The sequence below is a fragment of the Streptomyces sp. NBC_00554 genome, assembly GCF_041431135.1.
In the GTDB taxonomy this organism is placed as follows: Bacteria; Actinomycetota; Actinomycetes; order Streptomycetales; family Streptomycetaceae; genus Streptomyces.
Genome location: NZ_CP107799.1, coordinates 1,894,126 through 1,916,826, shown reverse-complemented (window position 1 = coordinate 1,916,826; position 22,701 = coordinate 1,894,126). Strand labels below are relative to the sequence as shown.

Annotated in this window: 17 protein-coding genes; 7 read left to right on the top strand and 10 right to left on the bottom strand. The window is 70.5% G+C overall.

Translation table 11 applies throughout. The annotated features are described in order from the left end of the window. Positions 1 to 11 precede the first annotated feature (11 nt). Both OG266_RS08470 and OG266_RS08465 read left to right on the top strand, forming a co-directional pair. On the top strand, positions 12 to 2,477 hold the full coding sequence (locus OG266_RS08470; RefSeq protein ID WP_371544200.1) for a SpoIIE family protein phosphatase: 2,466 nt from the start codon (positions 12 to 14) through the stop codon (positions 2,475 to 2,477). A gap of 170 nt (positions 2,478 to 2,647) precedes the next feature. Beyond that, positions 2,648 to 3,373 carry a class I SAM-dependent methyltransferase gene (locus OG266_RS08465; protein WP_371544197.1) on the top strand — a complete coding sequence of 242 codons (726 nt, stop codon included), beginning with the start codon at positions 2,648 to 2,650 and terminating at the stop codon, positions 3,371 to 3,373. Between the two features lie 56 nt (positions 3,374 to 3,429). Here OG266_RS08465 and OG266_RS08460 read toward each other — a convergent pair whose 3' ends face one another. From OG266_RS08460 to OG266_RS08445, 4 genes are all read right to left on the bottom strand, one after another. Beyond that, a complete protein-coding gene (locus OG266_RS08460; RefSeq protein WP_371544194.1) occupies positions 3,430 to 3,552 on the bottom strand; it encodes a hypothetical protein in 123 nt (40 codons plus the stop codon). Continuing rightward, the gene (locus OG266_RS08455) at positions 3,552 to 4,730 is read right to left on the bottom strand and encodes a carboxylesterase/lipase family protein (RefSeq protein WP_371544192.1); all 1,179 of its coding nucleotides are present in this window, start codon (positions 4,728 to 4,730) and stop codon (positions 3,552 to 3,554) included. Before OG266_RS08455 ends, OG266_RS08460 begins: the two co-directional genes overlap by 1 nt. Positions 4,731 to 5,295: 565 nt before the next feature. Further along, positions 5,296 to 6,297: a LacI family DNA-binding transcriptional regulator gene (locus tag OG266_RS08450; protein ID WP_371544190.1), complete on the bottom strand. Its 1,002-nt coding sequence runs from the start codon at positions 6,295 to 6,297 to the stop codon at positions 5,296 to 5,298. Positions 6,298 to 6,372: 75 nt separating this feature from the next. After that, positions 6,373 to 7,713, bottom strand: coding sequence for a GH1 family beta-glucosidase (locus OG266_RS08445; protein ID WP_371544187.1), 1,341 nt, complete (start codon positions 7,711 to 7,713; stop codon positions 6,373 to 6,375). Between the two features lie 303 nt (positions 7,714 to 8,016). Between OG266_RS08445 and OG266_RS08440 the strand changes: the two genes are divergently transcribed. Together OG266_RS08440 and OG266_RS08435 are read left to right on the top strand one after the other, a co-directional pair. Continuing rightward, positions 8,017 to 10,242, top strand: a complete 2,226-nt coding sequence (locus OG266_RS08440; protein ID WP_371544184.1) for a glycoside hydrolase family 9 protein — start codon at positions 8,017 to 8,019, stop codon at positions 10,240 to 10,242. Positions 10,243 to 10,353: 111 nt separating this feature from the next. Further along, positions 10,354 to 11,313 carry a glycoside hydrolase family 6 protein gene (locus OG266_RS08435; RefSeq protein WP_371544181.1) on the top strand — a complete coding sequence of 320 codons (960 nt, stop codon included), beginning with the start codon at positions 10,354 to 10,356 and terminating at the stop codon, positions 11,311 to 11,313. Between the two features lie 123 nt (positions 11,314 to 11,436). Here the strand turns inward: OG266_RS08435 and OG266_RS08430 are convergent, their stop codons facing one another. Then, the gene (locus OG266_RS08430) at positions 11,437 to 13,395 is read right to left on the bottom strand and encodes a DUF2264 domain-containing protein (RefSeq protein ID WP_371544178.1); all 1,959 of its coding nucleotides are present in this window, start codon (positions 13,393 to 13,395) and stop codon (positions 11,437 to 11,439) included. Beyond that, on the bottom strand, positions 13,395 to 14,429 hold the full coding sequence (locus tag OG266_RS08425) for a LacI family DNA-binding transcriptional regulator (protein WP_266473512.1): 1,035 nt from the start codon (positions 14,427 to 14,429) through the stop codon (positions 13,395 to 13,397). Before OG266_RS08425 ends, OG266_RS08430 begins: the two co-directional genes overlap by 1 nt. 304 nt (positions 14,430 to 14,733) lie before the next feature. On the opposite strand from OG266_RS08425, the gene OG266_RS08420 reads away from it, so the two are divergent. The 3 genes from OG266_RS08420 (at position 14,734) to OG266_RS08410 (ending at position 18,176) form a co-directional block, all read left to right on the top strand. Continuing rightward, positions 14,734 to 16,221 carry an ABC transporter substrate-binding protein gene (locus OG266_RS08420; protein WP_371544175.1) on the top strand — a complete coding sequence of 496 codons (1,488 nt, stop codon included), beginning with the start codon at positions 14,734 to 14,736 and terminating at the stop codon, positions 16,219 to 16,221. Between the two features lie 9 nt (positions 16,222 to 16,230). Further along, positions 16,231 to 17,211 (top strand): carbohydrate ABC transporter permease, encoded by a 981-nt coding sequence (locus tag OG266_RS08415; protein ID WP_371544173.1) that lies wholly within the window; start codon positions 16,231 to 16,233, stop codon positions 17,209 to 17,211. 119 nt (positions 17,212 to 17,330) lie between these two features. Beyond that, a complete protein-coding gene (locus OG266_RS08410) occupies positions 17,331 to 18,176 on the top strand; it encodes a carbohydrate ABC transporter permease (RefSeq protein WP_371544170.1) in 846 nt (281 codons plus the stop codon). A 26-nt stretch (positions 18,177 to 18,202) separates the two neighbouring features. Here the strand turns inward: OG266_RS08410 and OG266_RS08405 are convergent, their stop codons facing one another. The 4 genes from OG266_RS08405 to OG266_RS08390 form a co-directional block, all read right to left on the bottom strand. Further along, complete coding sequence (locus OG266_RS08405; protein WP_329544653.1) at positions 18,203 to 18,877, bottom strand: response regulator transcription factor; 675 nt, start codon at positions 18,875 to 18,877, stop codon at positions 18,203 to 18,205. Further along, positions 18,874 to 20,067: a sensor histidine kinase gene (locus tag OG266_RS08400; RefSeq protein ID WP_371544167.1), complete on the bottom strand. Its 1,194-nt coding sequence runs from the start codon at positions 20,065 to 20,067 to the stop codon at positions 18,874 to 18,876. The genes OG266_RS08405 and OG266_RS08400 overlap by 4 nt, the downstream gene beginning before the upstream one ends. Before the next feature lie 108 nt (positions 20,068 to 20,175). Further along, entirely contained in the window at positions 20,176 to 21,339 is a 1,164-nt protein-coding gene (locus tag OG266_RS08395) for an ABC transporter substrate-binding protein (protein ID WP_371544165.1), read from the bottom strand. A gap of 141 nt (positions 21,340 to 21,480) precedes the next feature. Beyond that, a complete protein-coding gene (locus tag OG266_RS08390; RefSeq protein ID WP_371544162.1) occupies positions 21,481 to 22,689 on the bottom strand; it encodes an MFS transporter in 1,209 nt (402 codons plus the stop codon). Positions 22,690 to 22,701 lie beyond the last annotated feature (12 nt).

Genomic DNA, 22,701 nt, shown 5'->3' with positions numbered 1-22,701 from the left:
GGGCCTGGGCCATGGACCGTGGCACCGAAGCGGGCGCAACTCCCAGCCGCGGAGCTGGGAACGGCGCGGTGGAGCACGCCGCCGCCGGACGAATCCCCCTGGCCGTGGTGGTCGTGGACCGCGGCGGGCTGGTGTCGCACTGGAGCACCGGTGCCAGGCGCCTGTTCGGCGCCTCCAAGGAGGACGCGGTGGGCCGGCCCGCCGTCGATCTGCTCCCGGTGTCCGGGGCGCTCCCCGAAGACGACGAAACGGCGCCCTACGGGGCGTACGCGGCGTACGACGGACTCGGCCCCGACCTGGAGTCCTCCCTCGACGGGCGGCTCTCCTACCCGGCCGCGGGGCGCGCCCGGCTCACCGTGACCGGACGCGACCGGGTCGATGTCCTGTGGTGGGCCTATCCCCTGGTGGGCCCCGGGCAGGAACGGCTGCTGGTGCTGGCCGCCGACGCCGGCGCGATGGGCCACGAGGACCAGGACCTCGATGGGGCGGCCGTCGAGCGCATGGCGCCCGGCTTCGCGCTGCACACCGACTTCCCCGGCGCCGAGGAACTGGCCCGCGGGCTTCCCGAGATCCTGCCCAGCATGAGTGTGGGCGAGGGTGCCCGGATCGTCGCGCAGATCCTCGAACTGGGCTATCCCGTCCTGGAGTTCAGCCAGAACGACCGGGTGCCCGTCACCCCCGACTGGGGCGTGCCCCGGCGCACCGAGCGCAAGGCGCGCCGCGAGCGGGCGGCCCGGGCGGCGGCCACCGGTGAACCCCTGCCCAGCGAAGTCCAGGACGAGGGCGAGGACCTCGAATACGTCGCCGTACGCGAGCGCCTGGAATTCCTCAACGAAGTCAGCGGACGCATAGGCACCTCGCTCGACCTGTCGCAGACCATCCTCGAGGTCAGCCGTGCCGTGGTGCCGCGCTTCACCGATGTGGCGGGCACGTACCTGCGTGAACAGGTCGTCGCCGGTGAGGGTTTCCCCGAAGGGGTGCCCGACACGACCACCATGTGGCACCGCGTGGCGCTGGAGCACACCGACGAGCCGGGCCGCTGGGACGACGTCGTGCCGGTCGGCGAGGCCATGCCCTTCCCGGCGCACACGCCGTTCTTCCAGTGCATGACCACCGGTGAACCCGTCCTCGTGCCGCGCATCAGCGAGCAGATGGGGCACATGATCGCCGCGCAGTTCGAGAAGCGCGACATCAGGCCGCTCATCACCCACCGCTCCATGCTGGTCGTCCCGCTGAAGGCCCGCAATGTGGTCCTCGGCTTCATGATCCTGCTGCGTCACCCCGAGCGGGTCGAGTTCAACGACATGGACCGGGTGACGGGCGCCGAACTGGCCGCCCGCGCCGGGCTCGTGCTCGACAACGCGCGCATGTACACGTACCAGGAGAGCGTCGCCGAGACCCTCCAGGACAGCATGCTGCCGCACATCGCGCCCCGTATGGCCGGCTGCGACATCGCGACCCGCTATCTGCCCGGCACGCTCCTGGGCCGGGTCGGCGGAGACTGGTTCGACTCGGTGAAACTGCCCGGCTCCCGGACCGCCCTGGTCGTCGGCGACGTGATGGGCCACGGCCTCAACTCGGCGGCGATGATGGGGCAGTTGCGCACCGCCGTCCAGACGATGGCTGCGCTCGACCTGCCGCCCGCCCAGCTCCTGCGCAACCTCGACGACCTGGCCCAGCGACTCGGCGACAACTACCTCGCGACCTGCCTGTACGCGGTCTACGACCCCATCGCCGGCGAGCTGCACATGGGCAACGCCGGCCATATCCCACCCGTCATCGTGCGCGCCGCGGACGGCCGCAGTGACCTGCTCGACCTGCCGACGGGCGCGCCCATCGGGGTCGGAGGGGTGCCCTTCGAGGCGGTTCGGGTGCCCGTGGCGCCCGGCGACCGGCTCGTGATGTGCACCGACGGACTGGTCGAAGTGCGCGGTGAGGACATCGGCGTCGGCCTCGCCACGCTCTGCGAGTCCGCCGCCCACCCGGCCGCGTCCATGGACGACGCCTGCGACACCATCATCCGCGCGCTCAACACCCGCGGCGGCCGCAAGGACGACGTGGCGCTGCTGATGGCCCGGCTCAACGGCATCGAACCCGAGGACGTCGCCGAATGGCGGCTCGCGCTCGAGCCGATCGAGGCGGGCCGGGCACGCGCCGTGGTCCGCGAACAGCTCCACGAGTGGGGCCTGGCCGCGCTCGCCGACCCGGCCGCGCTGATGGCCGGCGAGCTGGTCACCAACGCCGTACGGCATGCCCGCAGCCGGCACATCGGGCTGCGCCTGGTGCGCGGCGAGACGCTGCTGTGCGAGGTGGACGACGACGACCACACGCTGCCGACCCTGCTCAGCGCGGGCCCTGAGGACGAGTTCGGGCGTGGTCTGCGCGTCGTCAGCAGGCTGGCCCGCGAGTGGGGGACGAGCCGGACGAGCGCGGGCAAGACCGTGTGGTTCGAACTGACGCTGCCGCGACGCAGTTAGGGCCCCTCCGGCCGGGCAGCGCAGGGTGCGACCGAGGGCGCGCACCGGCGTGCGCATGTCGAATGAGCGTGAAGGAATGCGCGGCGCGCTTGTGGCCGTAACCATGGCGCGATAGACCGAGCTGGCCCGTCGTTTCCGTCGGGTCGGCGTCGCATCCTGGGGAGTTGGGCATGAGCGTGACCAGTCGGTACAAGGAGGCCTGGGAAGGCTTCTGGCGCGAGGCCCCCGAGCAGCAGGGGGCCGTCTTCTGGGACGCCGAACCGGTGCTGACCGCCGGCGTCCATCTCGCCGTCTTCGAACCGCGCCTGGTGGACTTCGAGTTGCCTCTCGTGGACCTGGGCTGTGGCAACGGCACACAGACACGGTTCCTCGCAGAACGGTTCACCCGGCTCGTCGGCGCCGACATCTCGTCCGCCGCACTGGACCACGCCCGCCGCGCGGACCCGGAGGGCACGGTCGAATACCGGCTGCTCGACTCCGCCGAGAAGAGCGAGGTCGAGGCGCTGCACGCGGAACTCGGTGACACCAACGTCTATATGCGGGGCGTGCTCCACCAGTGCGAGGCCGACGACCGGCAGGCCCTCGTCGACGGCATCGCGACCCTGCTCGGGGAGCGCGGCCGGGGCTTCCTGGTCGAGCTGTCGGAGAACGCGCGGCCCATTCTGATGGGCCTCGCGCAGGGCCCCGAGGGACCGCCGCCCAAGCTGCGGCCGGTCCTTGCGCACGGGATCGTCCCCGGTGAGGTCGCGGACGCGGCGGTGCCGGTGTACCTGGGCGCGGCCGGTCTGACGGTGCTCGCGAGCGGTGAACTCCCGCTCATCACCACGGAGTACACGGCGGACGGGACACGGATCGAGCTGCCTTCGACGTGGCATGTGGTGGGGCGTACGGGGTGAGACAGCCGGCTTGAGTGGTGCCCGCGGGCACCACTCAAGCCGACGTGCGCGGACCGTCAGGGCGAGAGGCTCTTCCAGAAGTCGAGGTTGTGCTCCTCGTCGAACCGTGTGGAGACCTTGGAGCAGGCCGCCGGGGAGGCGCCGCTCGACGGTGCGGTGTCGCAGGCGGAGAGCGACATCAGGGCGCCGGTCCTGGTGCTGTACTTCGGCCACTGAGCGGGTATTCAGCGAGCACCTTGTCGGCGTCTGCCCCGTAGGCGCCCCGGACCTCCGACTCGTACTGGGCGGCGGTCATGGGCTTGCCGAGGTAGTCGTAGTTCTGGAACGTGGACAGGCCGCGTTCGCTGTTGGTCTGGCCGAGCACGACCGGGACGCGGTTGAACTTCCCGGTCCCTACGGCGATCGCCGGGTCGGTCGGGAAGGCGGCGCCGCCGAGCGAGGGCCGTACGGCCGCCTTCTGCTGGGCGGCGACGATCGCGGAGGCGGGCTTGGCGCGCAGGCAGGCGAGGGCGTCGGAGGCGGTGGAGCAGCCGATCTCTTTGACGAAGGCCCGGCTCTGCGTCTCACCGGCCGCGGCGGACTGTATGCCGCAACTGCCGCTCATGATGCCCGCGCGGGCGAACAGGCCCTTGGCGGTGGGCGAGGCGAGCTGGGCGCAGACCGAACTTGCGCCGGCGGACTGCCCCGCGATGGTGACGTTCTTCGGGTTGCCGCCGAAGTTCGTGATGTTGGACTGCACCCAGCGCAGTGCCGCCTGCTGGTCCAACAGCCCGTAGTTTCCTGCTCCGTTGGCGCTCTCCGTGCGCAGCTCGGGAAGGTTGAGGAAGCCGAGCGGGCCGAGCCGGTAGTTGACGGTGACGACGACTGAGCCCGTCTGCTCGACGAACTTGCGCGGGTCGGTGTCCTGCCCGGCACCGCCGAAGTAGCCGCCGCCGTGGATCCAGACGAGGACCGGGAGCCGGCCCTTCGTGCCTTCCGGAACATAGACGTTGAGGGCGAGACAGTTCTCGGTGGTGGTCGGATTCTCGTAGCCGGGATCCCAGCCGGAGGGCTGGGCGCAGCGGTCGCTGAACTCGGTGGCGTCCCGTACGCCCTTCCACTTCGCCGCCGGCTTCGGGGCGGTCCACCGCTGGGCGGCGGTGGGCGACGCGGCGTACGGGATGCCGAGCCACTGGTCGTAGTTGGTCCGGCTGCCGCCCTTGACCTTGCCGTTCGTGGTTTCCACGACGGTGGAGGTGGGGCGTTCGGAGCTCTGTGCCGACGCGCCGGTCGACAGCGGGTTCATGAGGCCGAGGCCCAGCAGGCCCGCGAAGGCCAGGGCCGCACCGATTCTCGCGTTGATTCTCCTGCGGCTCATCGATCCCTGCTTCCTGTTGAGGGTGAGGGGGATGGGGAATGAGGGGCGGGGGTTACCGGGCCGCCGTCCATGCGGCCACTCGCTGTTTCAGGGCAGGTCCGATCACGCTCGCCTCCGGATGAGAAGGCCACGTCGGCGACCGGTGGTGGTGGCTGTGGGGGAGGCGCGGCTGCGGAAGTCCACTGAGTGGGATACGCACCGGTCGGCGCGGCGGAACGGTCTGCGGGTACGTGCGTGTGCGGCTGTGCCGGCTGCTGACGCTGCGGCGGGACGTGTGCCACGAGCGCTGTGAGCCGTGTTCGCGTGTATGGAAACGTAACCGCGCGGCAATACTGTCAGCAATATGTGCGACAAAATTTCCTACAACTCTTGAAGCGAGCCGGGTGACGGCGGGCATCGGGCCTTCACACGTCGATCACGGTCACCGCGGCGCGACGGGCCGCGAAAGGCGCACCGCCGAACGCCGGGCATGGACCTCCGCGGCGACATCCATGCGACGGGGGACGCCGCGCTCGCGGGGATCGTGGACGTTCGCCGTACGCTCCAACAGGTCGGGCAGGCCGCGCTACGCGGACCCCCTGATCACCAGCTCCGTCGGCAGGATGAGGGGCGTCGGCTCCTCGCCGGCCAGTACGCGCACCAGCATGCGGGTCATCTCGCGGCCGAGGGCCACGATGGGCTGGTGGATCGTCGTCAGGGCCGGCTGGGTGTGCCGGGCCGTGAGGATGTCGTTGAAACCGACGACCGCGACGTCCTCGGGGACGGCACGGCCGCGCTCGCGCAGGACGCGCAGGGCGCCGGCCGCCATGACGTCCGAGGCGACGAACACCGCGTCCAGGTCCGGGTGTTCGTCGAGCAGCCGGGCCATCGCCGCGGCGCCGCCCGCCTCGCTGAAGTCGGCGTGGGCCACCCGGTGGTCCTTCAGGCCCGCCAGGGCGACCGCCTCGCGGAAGCCCAGGTAGCGGGAGACACCCGCGTGCATGTCCTGCGGGCCGGTGACGGTGGCGATGGCGCGGCGGCCCGTCGAGATCAGGTACTCCACGGCCTGGCGGGCCCCGCCCCGGTTGTCGGCGTCCACGTACCAGCGCGGGGCCCGGTCCAGGGGGCGGCCTCCGTGCACGACGGGGACGCCTCCTGCCTCGGCCACCTTCGCCAGCGGATCGTTCTCGCGCAGGGCAAGGAGCATGACGCCGTCCGCACCCCGGGACCTGAGGATGCGGGCCAGCCGGGCCCGGCCCCGCTCGGAGGCGGCCAGGACCAGCAGCAGTTCGAGGTCCGTCTCCTCGATGACCGCGTTCACACCGGTGATCACCTCGGCGAAGAAGAGGTTGGCGAACAGCGCGGGGTCGTCGCTGGAGATCGCCAGTACCACCGCGCCGCGGCGCTGCGAGGCGAGTGAACGGGCCGCCACGTTGGGCACATAGCCCAGCTCCGCCACAGCACTCTCCACCGCCTGCCGCGCCTTCGTGCTGACGTGCTGCCGGTTGTTGATCACACGCGAGACGGTTCCGACGGACACCCCGGCGCGCAGCGCCACCTCGTCCAGCGTCGGTGGCCGTCTCGTCATGTGGGGCTGCTCCTGTTCGTACGGATGGGGTGGACGGATGGGGTGGGCAGTACAGCACTGTAGGCGCGGACCGTGTCAGAGGCCGCCGCGCCTGATGACCTCGGCGTACCAGCGGGCACTGTCCTTTGGTGTGCGGCGCTGGGTCGCGTAGTCGACGTGCACGATGCCGAAGCGGGGCCGGTACCCGAAGGACCACTCGAAGTTGTCGAGGAACGACCAGACGAAGTAGCCCTTGAGCGGCACGCCGCGGCCGATCGCCTGTGCGCAGGAGCGGAGATGGCCGTCCAGGTAGGCGATCCGGTCCGGGTCGTGCACCTCGCCGTGGAGCACCACGTCGTCGAAGGCGGCGCCGTTCTCCGTGATGTACAGCGGTACGGCCGGATAGTCGTCCTTGAGACGCAGGAGGAGCTTCAGGAGTCCCCTCGCGTCGATCTCCCAGCCCATCGCGGTCCTCGGCCGGCCGCCGTCGGCGACACGGACCAACGGCGAGCCCACATAGGCGGATTGGGTCGGCGTCGAGCTGCCCGCGACCAGCATCGGTGCGTAGTAGTTGATGCCGAGGTGGTCGAGCGGAGCGCCGATCGTCTTCAGGTCGCCGTCGTGGACGTGCCCGAAGGCGGTGACCTCGTGGAGGTCGTCGAGTACGTCGTCCGGGTAGGCGGCGCGCAGCAGGGGGTCGAGGAAGAGGCGGTTCTGCATGCCGTCGATGCGGCGGGCCGCGTCCAGGTCGGCGGGCGCGGTGCTGAGCGGGGAGACGTGGGTGAGGTTGAGCGTGATGCCGACCTGGGCGTCGCCTCGTATCGCCTCCGTCGCCAGGCCGTGCCCGAGGAGCAGGTGGTGGACGGCGCGTACGGCGGCGGCGGGTTCGCGGCGGCCGGGGGCGTGGCGGCCCGTGGCGTAGCCGAGGAAGGCCGAGCACCACGGCTCGTTGAGGGTGGTCCAGTGGGTGATGCGGTCACCCAAGGCCTCGTGGACGAGGGCGGCGTACTCGGCGAACCGCTCGGCGGTGTCCCGGACGGGCCAGCCGCCGCGGTCCTCCAGCGGTTGGGGCAGGTCCCAGTGGTAGAGGGTGGGCCAGGGCTGGATGCCGTGGTCGAGGAGGGTGTCGGTCAGGCGGCGGTAGAAGTCGAGGCCGCGCTGGTTGGCCGGCCCGGAGCCGGTGGGCTGGATCCGGGGCCAGGCGAGGGAGAACCGGTAGGCGCGCAGGCCGAGTTCGGCCATCAGCGCGATGTCTTCGGGGAAGCGGTGGTAGTGGTCGGCCGCGACGGCTCCGGTGTCGCCGCCCTGGATGGCGCCCGGGGTAGCGGCGAAGGTGTCCCAGATGGAGGGGCCCCGGCCGTCCTCGGTGACCGCGCCCTCGATCTGGTAGCTCGAGGTGGCGGCGCCCCACAGGAAGCCGGGATCGAACGTGCTCACTGAGTTGAACCTCCACCGGTGGGCATTCCGAGAGCGTTAACAATCGGAATGCTCTCGTCCTTGATTCGTATGTCACTGCTGAGCTGGGTTGACGCCGCAGCCCGGCCGGTATCTACGTGAGGTTTCCAGGTAAAACTGGAAGCGCTTACAGTCGCAGCCTAGGAGTGGTGCGTTCAGTCTGTGAAGTGTTCGGACGCAGAAAAGTCTTATGTGCGTGAAGACTTGACAGCCGCGGTGCCCCAGCCGAACATCTGGCACTGACGCCGCACCGACCGGGAACCCTGCCACCGAGAAGGGCCCGGTATGTCCCACAGAGCCAGATGGGGTGCAGTCTTCCTCGCACCCGTCCTGACCGTCGCCCTGGCCGCGACGCCCGCGCACACCGCAGGAGCGGAAGCGGCGTACGAACGGGTGCTCAACGGCACGTTCGACAGCGTGAAGAGCCCTTGGTGGAGCAGTGCCAACACGCCGTCCGCCGTGAGTCTGGGCCGCCTGTGCGCCGACGTCCCCGCGGGGACCGTCAACGTATGGGACTCCATGATCGGCCAGAACGACATCCCGCTGGAGGCCGGCCAGCCGTACACGCTGAGCTTCACCGCCTCCGCCACCCGCGACGTGTCGATCCGCGCCGTGGTTCAGCTGCCCACCGCTCCGGCCACCCTGAACAAGGCCGCCGCCGTCACCGGCACGCCCAAGTCCTTCCAGTTCACCGGCACGTCCACGACCGCAGGACTGCACGCCCAGCTGCTGTTCCAACAGGGCGGCGCCACCAAGCCGTTCACCCTGTGCCTCGACGACGTCTCCCTCACCGGCGGTGCGATACCCCCCGGCGGCGGTCGTGATTTCGGCTCCCCGGTGCGGGCGAACCAGTACGGCTACGCGGTCCACGGCCCCAAGAAGGCGTCCATCGTCGACGCCTCGGCGACGCCCGTGAGTTGGCGCCTGCTCGACTCCTCGGGCGCAGTCGTGAAGAACGGACTCACCCACGTCCAGGGCACGGACACCGCGTCCGGTGACCATGTGCACATCGCCGACTTCAGCTCGGTCCGTACGGCCGGTACGGGATACACGCTCGCGGTCGACGGGGCGACGAGCTATCCGTTCGCCATCGCGGACAACCCCTACAAGACCCTGCGCAAGGACGCACTCGGCTACTTCTACGCCGTCCGCAGCGGCACCCCCATCGAGGCCCAGTACGCGGGCGAGGCCTATGCCCGGCCCGCCGGACACCTCGGCGTGGCACCCAACAAGGGCGACACGGACGTGCCCTGCCTGCCCGGCACCTGCGACTACTCGCTTGACGTCCGGGGCGGCTGGTACGACGCCGGTGACCAGGGCAAGTACGTCGTCAACGGAGCGCTCGCCGCCTGGCAGTTGATGGACTCCTACGAACGCTCCCGCGGCCAGGGCGACTTGGCGGGGCTGAGTGACGGACTGCTGAGCATCCCCGAGAACGACAACGGCGTCCCGGACGTACTCGACGAGTCCCGCTGGGAGATGGAGTTCCTGCTGAGCATGCAGGTGCCCGCGGGTCAACCGCTGGCCGGCATGGCCCACCACAAGATCCACGACCTGGCCTGGTCCGCCCTGCCCACCCAGCCAGACAAGGACTCCCAACCCCGCTACCTGCACGCGCCGTCCACGGCCGCCACCCTCAACCTGGCCGCCGCGGGCGCCCAGTGCGCCCGGGTGTGGGCCCGCTACGACGCGCCCTTCGCCCACAAGTGCCTGACCGCGGCCAGGACCGCCTGGAAGGCCGCGCTCGCCCACCCCGACGTGTACGCCCCGAGCAGCGACAGCGTCGGCGGCGGAGCGTACGCCGACACCGACGTGACCGACGAGTTCTCCTGGGCCGCCACCGAGTTCTACGCCACCACGCACGACCGGGCCTACCTGTCCCGCATCGACACGGAGATCACCCCGGCCGGATTCTCCTGGCGGGACACCGGCGCGCTCGCCGACCTCACCGTCGTCCGGCTGCCGAGCCGCTTCCCCGACCGCATGGTCGCCGCCGCGCGCAAGAGGGTCCTCACCGTCGCGGACGGGTTCGTACGGGACGAGCGGTCGCAGGGCTACCCGAACCCCAGCCTGCCCGCCAACGGCGCCTACGTCTGGGGCTCCAACAGCGTCACCGTGAACAACGCCCTGGTCATCGCGACCGCCTACGACATCACCCACCGGAGCGTCTACCGCAGCGCCGCGCTGGAGTCGATGGACTACCTCCTCGGCCGCAACGCCCTCAACCAGTCCTTCGTCACCGGATACGGCACCCAGGCCAGCCACAACCAGCACAACCGGATCTGGGCCCACCAGATCGACCCCAAGCTGCCCAGCCCACCGCCCGGTTCGCTCGCAGGCGGCCCCGACTCCGCCCTGCAGGACCCGGTCGCGCAGCAGAACCTGGTCGGCTGCGCCCCGGCCACCTGCTACATCGACGACATCTACTCGTACTCGACCAACGAGATCGCGATCAACTGGAACTCCGCGCTCGCCTGGGTGGCGACCTTCGCCGCCGACTCCGCGCGCTGAGAGCCGGCTTCAGCATCACCGCCGTGGCCCCGCCCGCGCAGGACGAGCGCGGGCGGGAGCCGAGCCGAGGGGCCCGCGGCAGCCCCACCCCCCCAGAGATAGGGACTCACCATGCGCTGGAACCCCCTGCTCCGAACCGCCCTGATCTGTCTGCTCGCCCTACCGCTGTCGTTCGCGGCGGCCGGTCCGGCAGCCGCCGCCAGCCCGATATCCCTGACCAGCGGCTTCTACTCCAACCCCGACTCCGGCCCGGCCGTCTGGGTCCGGAACAACCCCGCCGACGCACGGGCCGCGCGCATCCAGTCGGCCATCGCCTCCCAGCCGATCGCCCGCTGGTTCGCAGGCGAGAGCGGGGGGATCGGACCGGCCGTGGCCAACTACGTCGGCGCCGCCGACAGCCACGACAAGCTGCCGGTACTCGTCGCGTACAACATCCCGCTCCGGGACGCGTGCGGCGGACACTCCTCCGGCGGCGCGGGCAGCGTGGCCGAGTACCGCACCTGGGTCTCCACCTTCGCGGCCGCGGTGGGCGACCGCCCCGCCGTGGTCGTCATCGAGCCGGACGCCCTGTCGGACTTCAGCTGCCTGACCAGCACACAGATCAGCGACCGAATCGCGATGCTCGCTTACGCCAGCCAGATGTTCCAGCAGAAGGCACCCAACACCTGGGCCTACCTCGACGCCGGACACACCAACTGGGTCGCCCCGGCGACCATGGCGAGCCGACTGAACTCCGCGGGCGTGCGCAACATCCGCGGCTACTCCCTGAACGTCTCGAACTTCTACACCACCGCATCCTCGGAGACCTACGGCAACTCGATCAACTCGGCCCTCGGCGGCGGCTCCCACTTCGTCGTGGACACCAGCCGCAACGGCAACGGCTCCAACGGCGAGTGGTGCAACCCGGCCGGGCGCAAACTCGGCGTCACCGCGCGCGTGGGCGGGGGCGAGGACCTGCTGCTGTGGGTCAAGACACCGGGCAACTCCGACGGGGAGTGCGGTATCGCCCCGACGGTCCCCGCCGGACAGTTCAGCCCCGCGATCGCCGTCCGGCTGATCGACGGCACGTGATCCAGGCGTACGGCACCTGATTCAGACGTATGGCATCTGATCCAGACGTACGGCACCTGATCCCGGCGTGGGGCGCGGGCCCCCTGACAGCCCGCGCCCCACGTCGTGCCCGCTACCCGCTCGTCAACTCGGCGGCTCCAGGCGGACGTTGTCCTCGGTGCCGTCGGGCCAGGTGACGGAGGCGAGGGCGGTGCCGTCACCGTCGTAGGAGACCTCCAGGTGTACGGCTTCGGCCGTGGCCGGACCCTCGATCACTCCGGAGAGGCACACCAACGCGGCGTACACCGTGCCCGGTCGGACCTCCGCCGCCGTGCCGAGCCAGGGCGTCGCCGAGTGCGGGCCGAGGGCATTGGCGTCCCGCGCGGTGGCGATGCCGGCCTCGTCGAAACCGCGCAGCGCGACCACCGTGCTGGACAGGCCCGCGGGGCGGCGCACCCATGCGGCGGGCCCGCTCGCCTCGTGCGCGAGCGGCGGCTCGGCGGTGGCCAGGCAGTAGCCGCCGAGGCGCAGCCGCAGCGGCTCCTCCATCGGGCCGTCGACCCGGGTGAGCCGGACTTCCAGCGGGCCGTTCAGCACGGACGCCGTCGTGATCCACGGACCCGTACGGAAGTCGGGCGCGGGGTCGTGGGCGTACGGCGCGGGTACGGGGCCGAGCGGCCAGTGGGCGCGATGCCGGGAGACGGCGGTGCGCGCACCGAGGTGCAGCCGGGTCAGCGGGCGGCGGTGGGAGGGGCGCCCTTCGGCGTCGAGCAGGGCGATGTGCGAGTCGAGCGGGTCGTTCAGGCTCGCGTCCGTGCTGTCGGGGGCGGCGTGGGTGGCGTAGGCGAGGCGGCTGTAGACCGGGTCGTCCGCCTCGGCGTCGACGCCGTCACCGAAGGCGTGGTCGCTGCCGTGGTTGACGACGCGTACGACCCCGTCCGCCGCCGTGCCGGAGACGAGCCACCCCGGGGCGGTCAGCGTCCGCCGCACGTCCTGGTTCTCGATCGGCAGCGCTTCTTCCTTCTCCGTCCACACCGGGTGCTCGGCGGGCAGCACCAGTCCGGCGAAGCCCTTGCTCGACCAGTACGGCGAGCCGGGCCCTGAGTACGGCTGCCGGATGGCCGGGAACTCCCCGTGCCAGCCCAGCGGTTGGAGGCCGCGTCCGTCGAAGCAGCCGGCTTCGGTGAAGTGCCGCAGCACCCCACTGGCCAGGCGGCGGGTGCGGCCCGCGGGCAGGGGAGTGGCGTCGAAGACGGCGCCGGTCCACAGCGGGCAGAGCATCGCGTAGCGGTACGTGAGGGAGCGGCCCTGGTACAGCGGGGCGCCGTCGGCCGCCACGAGGTGCTGGGCGTCCTCGAGGTAGCGGCGCAGCCGGGCGCGGTACCGGGGGAGCAGGGCGGGGTCGGCGTCGGCGCCGGAGATGCGGCAGTACCACAGCGGGTAGTACTGCATGGCCCAGCCCGAGTAGTAGTCGAAGTGCCGCAGCGCACCGCCTGTGTCGCCCCCGTCGGCGTACCAGCCGTCGCCCGCGTACCACTCCTCCGTCCGCGCGATCGCGTGGTCGATGTCGCGCGCGCTCCACGGTCCGCCGACCGAGCGCAGGAACGCCGACGTGATCGCTCGGAACCAGACCCAGTTGTTGTCGGGGACCTCGCTGCCGAGCATGTCCGTCATCCAGGCGATGATCCGCTGCCGTACGCCGTCGTCCAGCCGGTCCCAGATCCACGGCCGCGTCTCGTGCAGCGCGATCGCCACCGACGCGCACTCCACCTTGGCCTGTCGGCATTCGCGCAGGGTCGGCCAGTGGTCAGGTGAGCGAGGGTCGGTGCCGGCGGTCAAGCCCTCGGCGTACCACTCGGCATGGCCGCCGGGGTCGGTGTCGCCCGATTGCGCCAGGCGGAAGCCGGCGAGCAGGAAGGTGCGGGCGAACCCTTCGAGGCCGTCGCTGTGCCGGCCGGAGCGGCTGGCGGGGCCGGGCAGATGGAGCAGGGCGTGCCGGTCGGTGGCGTACGGGCGGACGGCGGCCAGTTGCGCGTCGGCCAGCCCCTCCCAGTGCGTACGCGTCCAGCCGGTGTACGGGGAGAGGAGCCGGTCTTCCGGCATCAACTGTCAGCCTTTCCGACGGTGTTGAGGCGGGCGGGGGGCGCCACCGACTCGCGTACGACGACGTGCGAGCCGAGCACCACGCGGCGGCTCGGCGGATCGGTGGGGCGGCGGTGCAGGGCCAGGCGGGTCGCGGAGCGGCCGAGCTCCTGCTGCGGGACGTGCACGGTGGTCAGCCGCGGATACAGGTCCTCGGCGAGCGGGATGTCGTCGAAGCCGACCACGGAGACGTCGCCGGGGACCGAGCGGCCCAGGTCGCGGGCGGCGGCGATGGCACCTGCGGCGCTCATGTCGCTGGCGCAGAAGATCGCGGTGGCGTCGGTGCCGGTGAGCAGCCGGCAGGCCGCTTCGTATCCGGACTCGCGGGTCATGTCGCTCTCGGCTACGAGCGCCGGGTCGGGCTTGATGCCGTGTGCGCGCAGTGCCCGCTCGTACCCTTCGAGGCGCTGGCCCGCGACGCTGAACTCGTGCGGTCCCGCCAGGTGGGCCACCCGGGTGTGGCCGGCGGAGATCAGATGGCTGGTGGCGGCGAAGGCGCCGGCCTCCATGTCGCACTCCACCACGTCCACCGGCGCCTTCGCGCCCTTCCACGGCCGGGCGCAGAGCACCATGCGGGCGCCGGCCCGGTCCATCCCCTCGGCGGCGGCGGCGAGTTGGGCGAGATGCTCCTCGGTCTCGGCCATACCGCCGACCAGGATGATCGCCTCAGCCCCCCGCTGGCGCATCAGGTTGATCACCGACAACTCGCGCTCCGGGACGCCCTGGGTGGAACAGACGAGGCAGACCCGGCCGTCCGCGACGGCCTGTTCCTCCACGCCGGAGGCGACGTTCATGAAGAACGGCGAGGTGATGTCGTTGACCACCATCGCCACCATCCCCGAAGCCGTGGAGAGGGAGCGGGCGTTGGCGTTGACCACGTAGTCGAGTTCGCGCACGGCGTCCATGACCCGGTCGTGCGTCGCCGGGGGCGCCGTGTACGCCCCGCTGAGGATCCGCGACACGGTGGCGACGGACACACCTGCGCGCGACGCCACGTCACGAATCGTCGCCCGACCTGCGGAACCCCGACCTTGAGCCATGCTCTGCTTCTCCTCGCCCAGGTGAACAGCCAATGTGAGTAACGCCGATGAAAAAGTTACACAACTTGTCGGCGTTTCTCTATGCCCTGGCAGGGACCTGAGTTGTCGGGCTTTCCTGCGCCGTGCGGATCGTCTCGTAAAGCCTCGTCGAACCCCTTGACGGGCGTGACACGCACCCTTAACGTCCCGGTTACTGTAAACGGTTGAGTGAACGTTACACGCCGTTGAGCATCCCTCTTCCGCCTCGGAGGAACACCAGATGACTTCGTCGAACGTCTCCAGACGCCGACTTCTGCACGCCGCCGCACTCGGTGCCGGCACCATGGCGCTGGGCGGTGGCCTGAGCGCATGCAGCTCCGGCTCGCCCTCCGCGTCGGCGGACGCACTCGCCTACTGGGACTGGTACGTCACCCAAGCCCCCTGGGTCGACAAGGAGATAGAACTCTTCGAGAAGGCCCACAGCGGGGTCGGCGTCAACAAGACCACCCAGCAGAACGCCAAGTACGCGGACCTGGTGGCGCTCGCCAACCGCAGCGGCAACCCGCCGGACGTCTTCATGATCCCGCAGGTGCCCAGCGTCGCCGAACAGGTCGCCAAGGGCTGGCTGTTGCCGCTCGACGAGTGGGCGACGCCCGAGTGGCAGTCACGCTTCCCCGAGGGCACCTTCCTGGAAGGCGCCAACGTCTTCGACGGCAAGGTCTATTCGGCTCCGCTGAAGGGCTCGGGACCACAGCTCCAGCTCTACATCCACCACGGCGTCTTCAAGTCCGTCGGGCTGACCAACCCTGACGGAAGCGTCAAGATCCCCAGGACCTGGGACGAAGTCACCAGCGCCGCCCAGACGATCACCAAGAAGAGCGGCGGCAAGTCGTACGGCTTCGGCTTCGGCAACGCCGACAACATCGGCGTCCTCGCCTGGTGGCTGGACCTGTTCGTGCGTGGTGCCGGCGCACCCGGCGGTGCCCCCACCGGCCCCGGCCTGGGCATGGACTACCGCGTCGGCAAGTGGACGTTCGGTACCGACCGGGCGTACGCCGACTTCCTGGAGCTGCTCGTCGAATGGAAGAAGCGCGGCTTCTTCCACCCCAACTCCGTCAGCCTCTCCGACGAAGCGGCCCGCGCGTTCTTCGAGCGCGGCAAGTTCGGCATGACCGTCGGCGGCGTGTGGAACCAACCCGAGTGGACCCAGCACAAGTTCACCGACTACAGCCTGGTCACCCTGCCCTCGCCCACCACCACACCGCAGGGCTACTACTACGCGGACCCGGTCGGCAACGGCACCTTCGCCGCGGTCTCCGCCAAGAGCAAGAAGGCGCACGAGGCCTTCCAGTGGCTCGACGCGCTGACGTCCCCCGCCGCGGGCCGCCGCTGGGTGCAGGCTCTCAACGGCGTCTCCGCCCACCCCGCCAACAACGACCCGGACGGCATCGACTCCAAGCCGTTCGCCACCTTCGTCGGCATGACCGAGCAGGTGCTCCGCGGCCCGGTGCCTCTCGTGCGCAACCCGGCGCTGGCAGCCGTCGCGCCCAGCGCGCCCAAGCCGGACATCAGTGATGTGGTGACCGGCATCTACACAGGCCAGATCAAGGACGTACAGAGCGAGTTGAGCAGCCTGGCCGACAAGAAGTTCCAGCTCTTCTCCGACGCTGTCGCCGCAGTCGCCAAGAAGGGCAAGAAGGTCAGCACGTCCGACTACGTCTTCCCGGACTGGGACCCCACCAAGCCGTACACCACGAAGAAGGCGTGAGCGGTCAACATGTCACTCCTCGCCACCCGTCAGCGGCCGCCTCGGACCGCACCCACGGTCGCCCCCCGGCCCGGCCTTTGGCGCAGAATCCGCGCCGCCAAGTGGTCGTACGCCTATCTGGCCCCGATGGCCGTGCTGCTGCTGGCCTTCGTGGTCTACCCGATCTTCGCCTCCTTCGGCTACACCTTCTACCGCTGGAACGGCATCGGCGAACCCGGCGACTACGTGGGCCTGGCCAACTTCCAACAGATCCTGCACGACCGCATCTTCTGGGGCGCCGTCGGGCACACCTTCGTCTACGCGTTCGTACTCGTCCCGGTGCAACTGGTACTGGCGTTGGCTCTCGCCCTCGTACTGAACAACCCGAAGCTCAAGTTCGCGCTGTTCTTCCGGACCGTCTACTTCATCCCCGTCGTCACCTCGGCCGCGGTCGTAGGCGTGGTCATCCAGCTCATGCTTGCCAACTTCGGTGACTCGGCGGGGAGTCTGCTCGCCAAGACCGGGGTGACCGACGGGCAGATCGACTGGCTTGGCGATCCGCACACCGCCCTGGCCGTGATCATCCTGATCGGCATCTGGCACACCCTCGGCTACAACCTCGTCTACTTCCTCGCCGGACTGCAGACCATCCCGGCGGAGCTGTACGAGGCGGCGAAGCTGGACGGTTGCGGCCCCGTCCAGTCCTTCTTCCGCATCACCATCCCGATGCTGCGCCAAGTCGGCGTCGTCATCGTGGTGTTGGCGTTCATCGGCAGCTTCCAGGTCTTCGACCTGGTGCAGGTCCTCACCGGCGGCGGCCCGTACTTCGCCACCGAGGTCGTCAACACGTACATCTACCACCTGGCCTTCGGCGGCTCCCCGGGCTCCGCCGCCCAGCCCGATGTCGGCCTGGCCTCCGCGGCCTCGTTCCTCTACGGACTGCTGCTCATCGTCTTCTCCGCGCTGCAGGTCCTCGCGCTGCGGGGGATCGGCCGACGGCGCGCCGCCTAGTGCTCCGCGGTACGGCGGCCAGGTGCCGTCAATCGTCTGCAGCGCCATCGTGGCTGGTCGCGCAGTTCCTCGCGCCCCTTGAGGGCGCATCAGTCGCCAACCAGTAAAGGGTCTCGTCGATGTCCACACTGTCCCCGCGCCTGCGCCAAGGCCGGCGCGGCCTGCTCTATCTCGCGTTGTTCGGCGGCGGGCTCATCTGGCTCTACCCGTTCCTCTGGGCGCTGGGCAGCTCGCTGAAGAGCACCGACGGCTTCTTCTCCGGCGGGCTGAACCCGATCCCCTCCGAGTTCCACTGGTCCAACTACAGCGAGGCCTGGACACAGGCGGACTTCAGCCGGTTCTTCGTCAACACGGTCCTGTTCGCGACCGGCACGGTCATCGTGACGCTGCTCGCCACCTCCATGGCGGGCTACGTCCTGGCCCGCACCGACTTCCCCGGCAAGAAGATCTGGCTGGGCCTGGTCGGGGTGACCCTCTTCCTGCCGCACGGCTACACGATCATCCCGGTCTTCGACCTGATCCAGCGGCTCCATCTCCTCAACACCCTCTGGTCGGTGGTCATCGTCCAGTCGGCGGGCGGGATGGTCTTCGGCACCTTCCTCTTCATGGGCTACTTCACGACGATCGACCGGGGCCTGGAGGACGCGGCCCGCGTGGACGGGGCGAGCTTCCACCAGATCTTCTGGCGGATCATGCTGCCGCTGTCCGGGCCGATGCTGGCGACCGTCGGCCTGTTCGCCTGCATCACCGCCTGGAACAGCTTCTTCATCCCGCTGGTCTTCACCCTCTCCCGCCCCGAACTGCACACGCTGTCGGTGGGCATGTTCAACTTCATCGGCCAAAACTCCACCGCCTGGACCCTGGTGTGCGCGGGGTCGGTCATCACCCTGCTGCCCATCGTCCTGATCTTCGTCGTGCTGCAGCGGTTCTTCATCAACGGGCTGGCGGGGGCGGTCAAGCAGTAGCGCTCCGCGAGGGTGCCGCGGACCCCTCATCCACCGATCTCAAGCAGTCCGCGCCGTACGGCCTCGGACACCGTGCCGACCCTGTTCTCGGTGCCGAGCTTGCGGTAGATGCGGACGAGGTGCGTCTTGACCGTGGCTTCCGAGAGGTGCAGGGCCGCCGCGATGGCCCGGTTGCTGTGTCCCTGCGCGAGAAACCTGATGACTTCGAGCTCGCGCTCACTCAGTACCGGGCCGTCCTCCATCGTCCCGCCGACCAGGTGGGCGGTGGCCTCGGGAGCCAGACCCATGCTCCCGGCCGCGGCGGCGCGTACCGCGCGGAAGAGTTCTTCGGGCGGACCCGCCTTGAGGACATAGCCGCGGGCGCCGGCCTCCATGGCTCGGACGACGTCTCCTCTGTTGCCGTAGCTGGTCAGAACGACGACGTCGACGCCGGGAACGGTGGCGGTGATCCGCCGTGTCGCGGCGATGCCGCCCGCCTCGGCGTCGGAACCCGTGCCGCCGCCGTCCCTCAGCCGCAGGTCCATCAGAACCACGTCGGGTCTGTGCCGCCCGGCGAGAAGCACGGCCTGTTCACCGTCGCCGGTCTCGTCGACCACATCGAAACCGGGCTCACCCTCCAGCAGGGCCCGCAGACCCGCTCGTACGACGGCATGGTCGTCCACGATCAGGATCCGCACCGTGTGCGCGGGAACGTCGTTCACGCCGCGCCCGCGGTGACGCGCGCCCGCACCGGCACGGTGGCTCTGGCCCGGGTCCCGAGTCCGGGTACGCCGTCGACGGTGAGCGTGCCTTCCAGCTCGGCCAGCCGGTCGCGTGCGGCGGCCAGTCCGAATCCCCGCCCCTGCTTCCGGGGGAGCGCCGCCGTCGGGTCGAATCCCGTTCCGTCGTCCATGACCTCGACCGCCACGGCCCCGTCCACGTGCTGAAGGGTGACCCGGACATGGGTGGCGCGGGCGTGCTCGCACGCGTTCGCCAGCAGACCCCGGGTCACTCGTAGGAGAGCAACGGCCCGGTCGGTGGGGACGGGACAGGGCTCACCCCGCGTGGAGACGGAGACCGTGGGAGCTCCTGGAGCGGCGTCCGTACGGGCGCAGAGCTCGTGCAGTGCCGTCTCCAAGCCATCGCGTTCCACACCGGGCGGGGTGAGATCGTGGATGATGCCGCGGGTCTCCGCGAGATGCGTGCCGAGCGCGTCGACAACGGCCCGCACCTGTCGCCTTGCCGCATCCGGCCTGCGTTCCCAGTCCCGGTCGGCGGCCTGCAGCAGCATGCGGCTCCCCGAGATCTCCTGGGCCAGGGTGTCGTGCAGGTCCCGGGCCAGGCGGGCGCGCTCGGCGAGGCGGCCGGCCTCGCGTTGGCGCGCAGCCAACTCGCCTCTGGTGGCGGTCAGTTCACGCATCAGTCGTTCCTGGGTGCGGTGCAGGGCCACGGTCGCCCAGATGGCCGCGGTCGGCGGCGCTATGAGTTCGAGGTCGAACCCGCCGCTGATCCGGGTGAGCGTCGCCACGAGCAGTGCGGTCGTCACCCAGAGCGCCGCGAGAGGCAATCGGCGTCCGGGCATCCGCTGCGCCACCACGGCCAGGGGGATGGCCAACCACACGTACCCGGTGACGAGGTCGGCCGGAAGGGCCCAGCAGACGCACCCCCACAGCAGCAGGAGCAGTCCCAGCCAGGCGGGCCTGCCCCGGGTGCCGAGCCGGTCCCATCGGGCCAGCCCGCCCACGTACGCCAGGGCCAGGACCACGATGGGCGGGGCGACCATCCAGCACAGCCACGTGTGCACGGCGAAGAGCCGTGCGAGGGTGCCGGTGACGACGGTCAGGAAGACCAGGTGCGGAATGTGCCACACCGACAGGGACAGCCTGCGCAGGGCGGAACGAGTGGGGGGCACGGCAGCGGCTCCCTGCTGGGTGACGGTCACGACAGGAGCGGCAGACTTTAACCCGAACCTGTGTGTGACCGGCGTAAGCCGGCAGGGAGCCGCAGGAGGCACCCGGGGTCAGCGGCCCGGGTGCAGGCCGAGGCGCCCGGGGGAGGGGGCGCCCTCGACCTCGCCGAAGTACAGCGCGAAGGTCTGCTTGAGCTGTTCGACGGTGGCGCGGTCCTCCATGAACACCGGGAACCCGTCCAGGTTGGCGTCCTTGTACTCCCAGATCGGCTTGAGGCCGCTCTTCAGAGGGATGTCCGTACGGACCGACCAGCCGCTGTACGACGTCTGCTGGACCTCGGGCGACAGCATCCAGTTCAGGTACAGCTTGGCGGCCGTGGGGTGGGCGCCCTGCTTCAGGATCGCGGCACGCTGGCCCCACGCCATGAACGGGTGACCCTCGGCGGGAAGAGCCCACCTCGATGCCCCGCCGGTGGCGAGCAGGCTGCCCGACGAACCGACACCGACACTCTTCTGGCCGGCCGCCACCGCGACGCCCGCTTTGTGAGAGCCGCGGGCGAACTGCGGCTGCTGCTGGGCGAACTTCTCGACCCACTCCCAGCCGTACTTCCGCACATAGAGCGAGAACAGGTAGAGCACCGCGTCGTCGTCATGCGGGTAGGAAGAGGCGACGGCGCCCTTCCAGCGAGGGTCGACGAAGTCGAGCGGTGTGCGGGGCACGTCGGCGCCGACCGCCGCCACGTTGTACACGAAGCTGAAGGCGACGGCCATGACCGCCGTCCAGGCGCCGTCCGGGTCCTTGAACTTCGGGTGGACGGCGGCGAATCCGGCGGGCTTGTAGCGCAGCAGCTCGCCCTGCCGGGACCAGCGGGTGAAGTCCTGCAGGGTCTGGAGCTGGACGACATCCGGGACCAGGGTGCCCGTGGCGAGCTGGTTGTCGATGCGGACGTCGTGGAACTTGCTGTAGTCCACGACGATCGTCAGATCGATGTCGGGGAACCTGCTCCTGAACCCCGCCCTGACGCCGGCCAGTTGGTCGTCGACATCACCGCCCGCGTAGACAACGAGCTTTCCACCCTCCGCGAGAGCGGCCGCGTACAGCTGGTCGAGCGAGCGGGTCTCCTCGCCGCCGAAGCCGCGGGAGGACGATCCGTTGCCGCCCCTGGTGCCGTGCGCGGTCTCCGCGGCGCTCGCGGTGGCGGCCCCGGTCGCTGCGGCCAGTGTCGCTCCGGCACCGATCGCGAGAACGCCGCGTCTGCTGATGTTCCTTGACATGAGTGGGGTGGGTCCTTTCTCCGCCTGCTGAGCTTCGGTCTCGCACCTCGCGGCCTCGGATTCGAGCCGGGTCGACCGGGGGCGTGACGAGTCTCCGGCCGCGGCACGCGTTCACACATCGCCCAGAAGCTGCCACCCCGTTCAACTCTTCGGTGGAACGGCCGAGCTCGGAGGCCGGGTGAAATGGCGGGCGCCGGCCAGCAGCAGAACCGCCAGCACGGCCGGTGCAGCGTAGGCGAGACGGAACTGGCCGGTGGAGCCGAGGAGACCGCTCACCGCGCCACCGGTGACGACACCCGCGTAGTTGAAGAGGTTCAAGCGGGCCAGGATCGCCTCCGAGGCGGCGGAGCGCAGCCGTGCAGCGGAGGCCAGGCACAGCGGTGCCAGGACGGACGCCCCCAACCCCACCGCCCCGGCCGCGAGAACGGCGAACGGCCAGCCCGGCGCGGCGGCCATGCCTGCCAGGGCGCCCGAGACCGACAGAGCGGCGGTCCGGACGACGGCGACCGCGCCGAACCTCTGCACGAGTCGGTCGGTGGCGGCACGGCCGACGACAGTGCCGGCCTGGTAGGCCGCGTACGCCATCGGCGCCACCGTGAGGGAGGCGGCGAGGGTCTGGCGGAGGTAGACCGCCGACCAGGCCGAGACGGTGGAGTCCACGACGTAGACGACGAGGAGGACCAGGCCGAAGGGGAGGAGCCGGCTCCACACGCGGCGCCCCAGCGGCGGCTGCGCCGGGGTGTCCGACGGCCCTTCGGAGGAGGCGAGGGGATGCGTGCGTATGCAGGCGGTGAGGGCGAGGAGGATGCCTGCCTGGACGGTCAGGCCGGCGGACACCGGCCACTGCAGCCGGGCCGCCGCGGCGGTGAGCAGCGCCGCGGCCACGCCGCCCACGCTCCATGCCGTGTAGAAGGAGCCGAAGATGCTGCGGCCGTAGGCGCGTTCGATCGCGGCTGCCCGGGTGTTGACGGCGACGTCGAGGGCGCCGATGGCGATCCCGAAGAGGATGTACGCGCAGATGACGGTCTTCGTGTCCGGCGCCCACCCGATCAGAGTCAGCGCGGCGGCGGCCGTCAGCAGGGCGCCGCGCATCGTGGCGACGGGACCGGCGCGGCGGATCGCGGCCAGCCCCACGAAGCTGCCGCCCCCGGCCATCAGCGCCACCGCGACCATCATGGTCGTCGTCAGGAGCGGAGCCAGTCTCAGGTGTTCGGTGACGGCGGGGACGGTCGTGTACACGGCGGCGACGGACACACCTTGAGCGGTGAACGCGATGGTCGCGACCCTTCGGGCGCCGGCCTGGGAGGCGGGGTGCCCGGCCTCCGTCCGGCCTGGAGCACTGAGGGACATGCGCAGACCGTA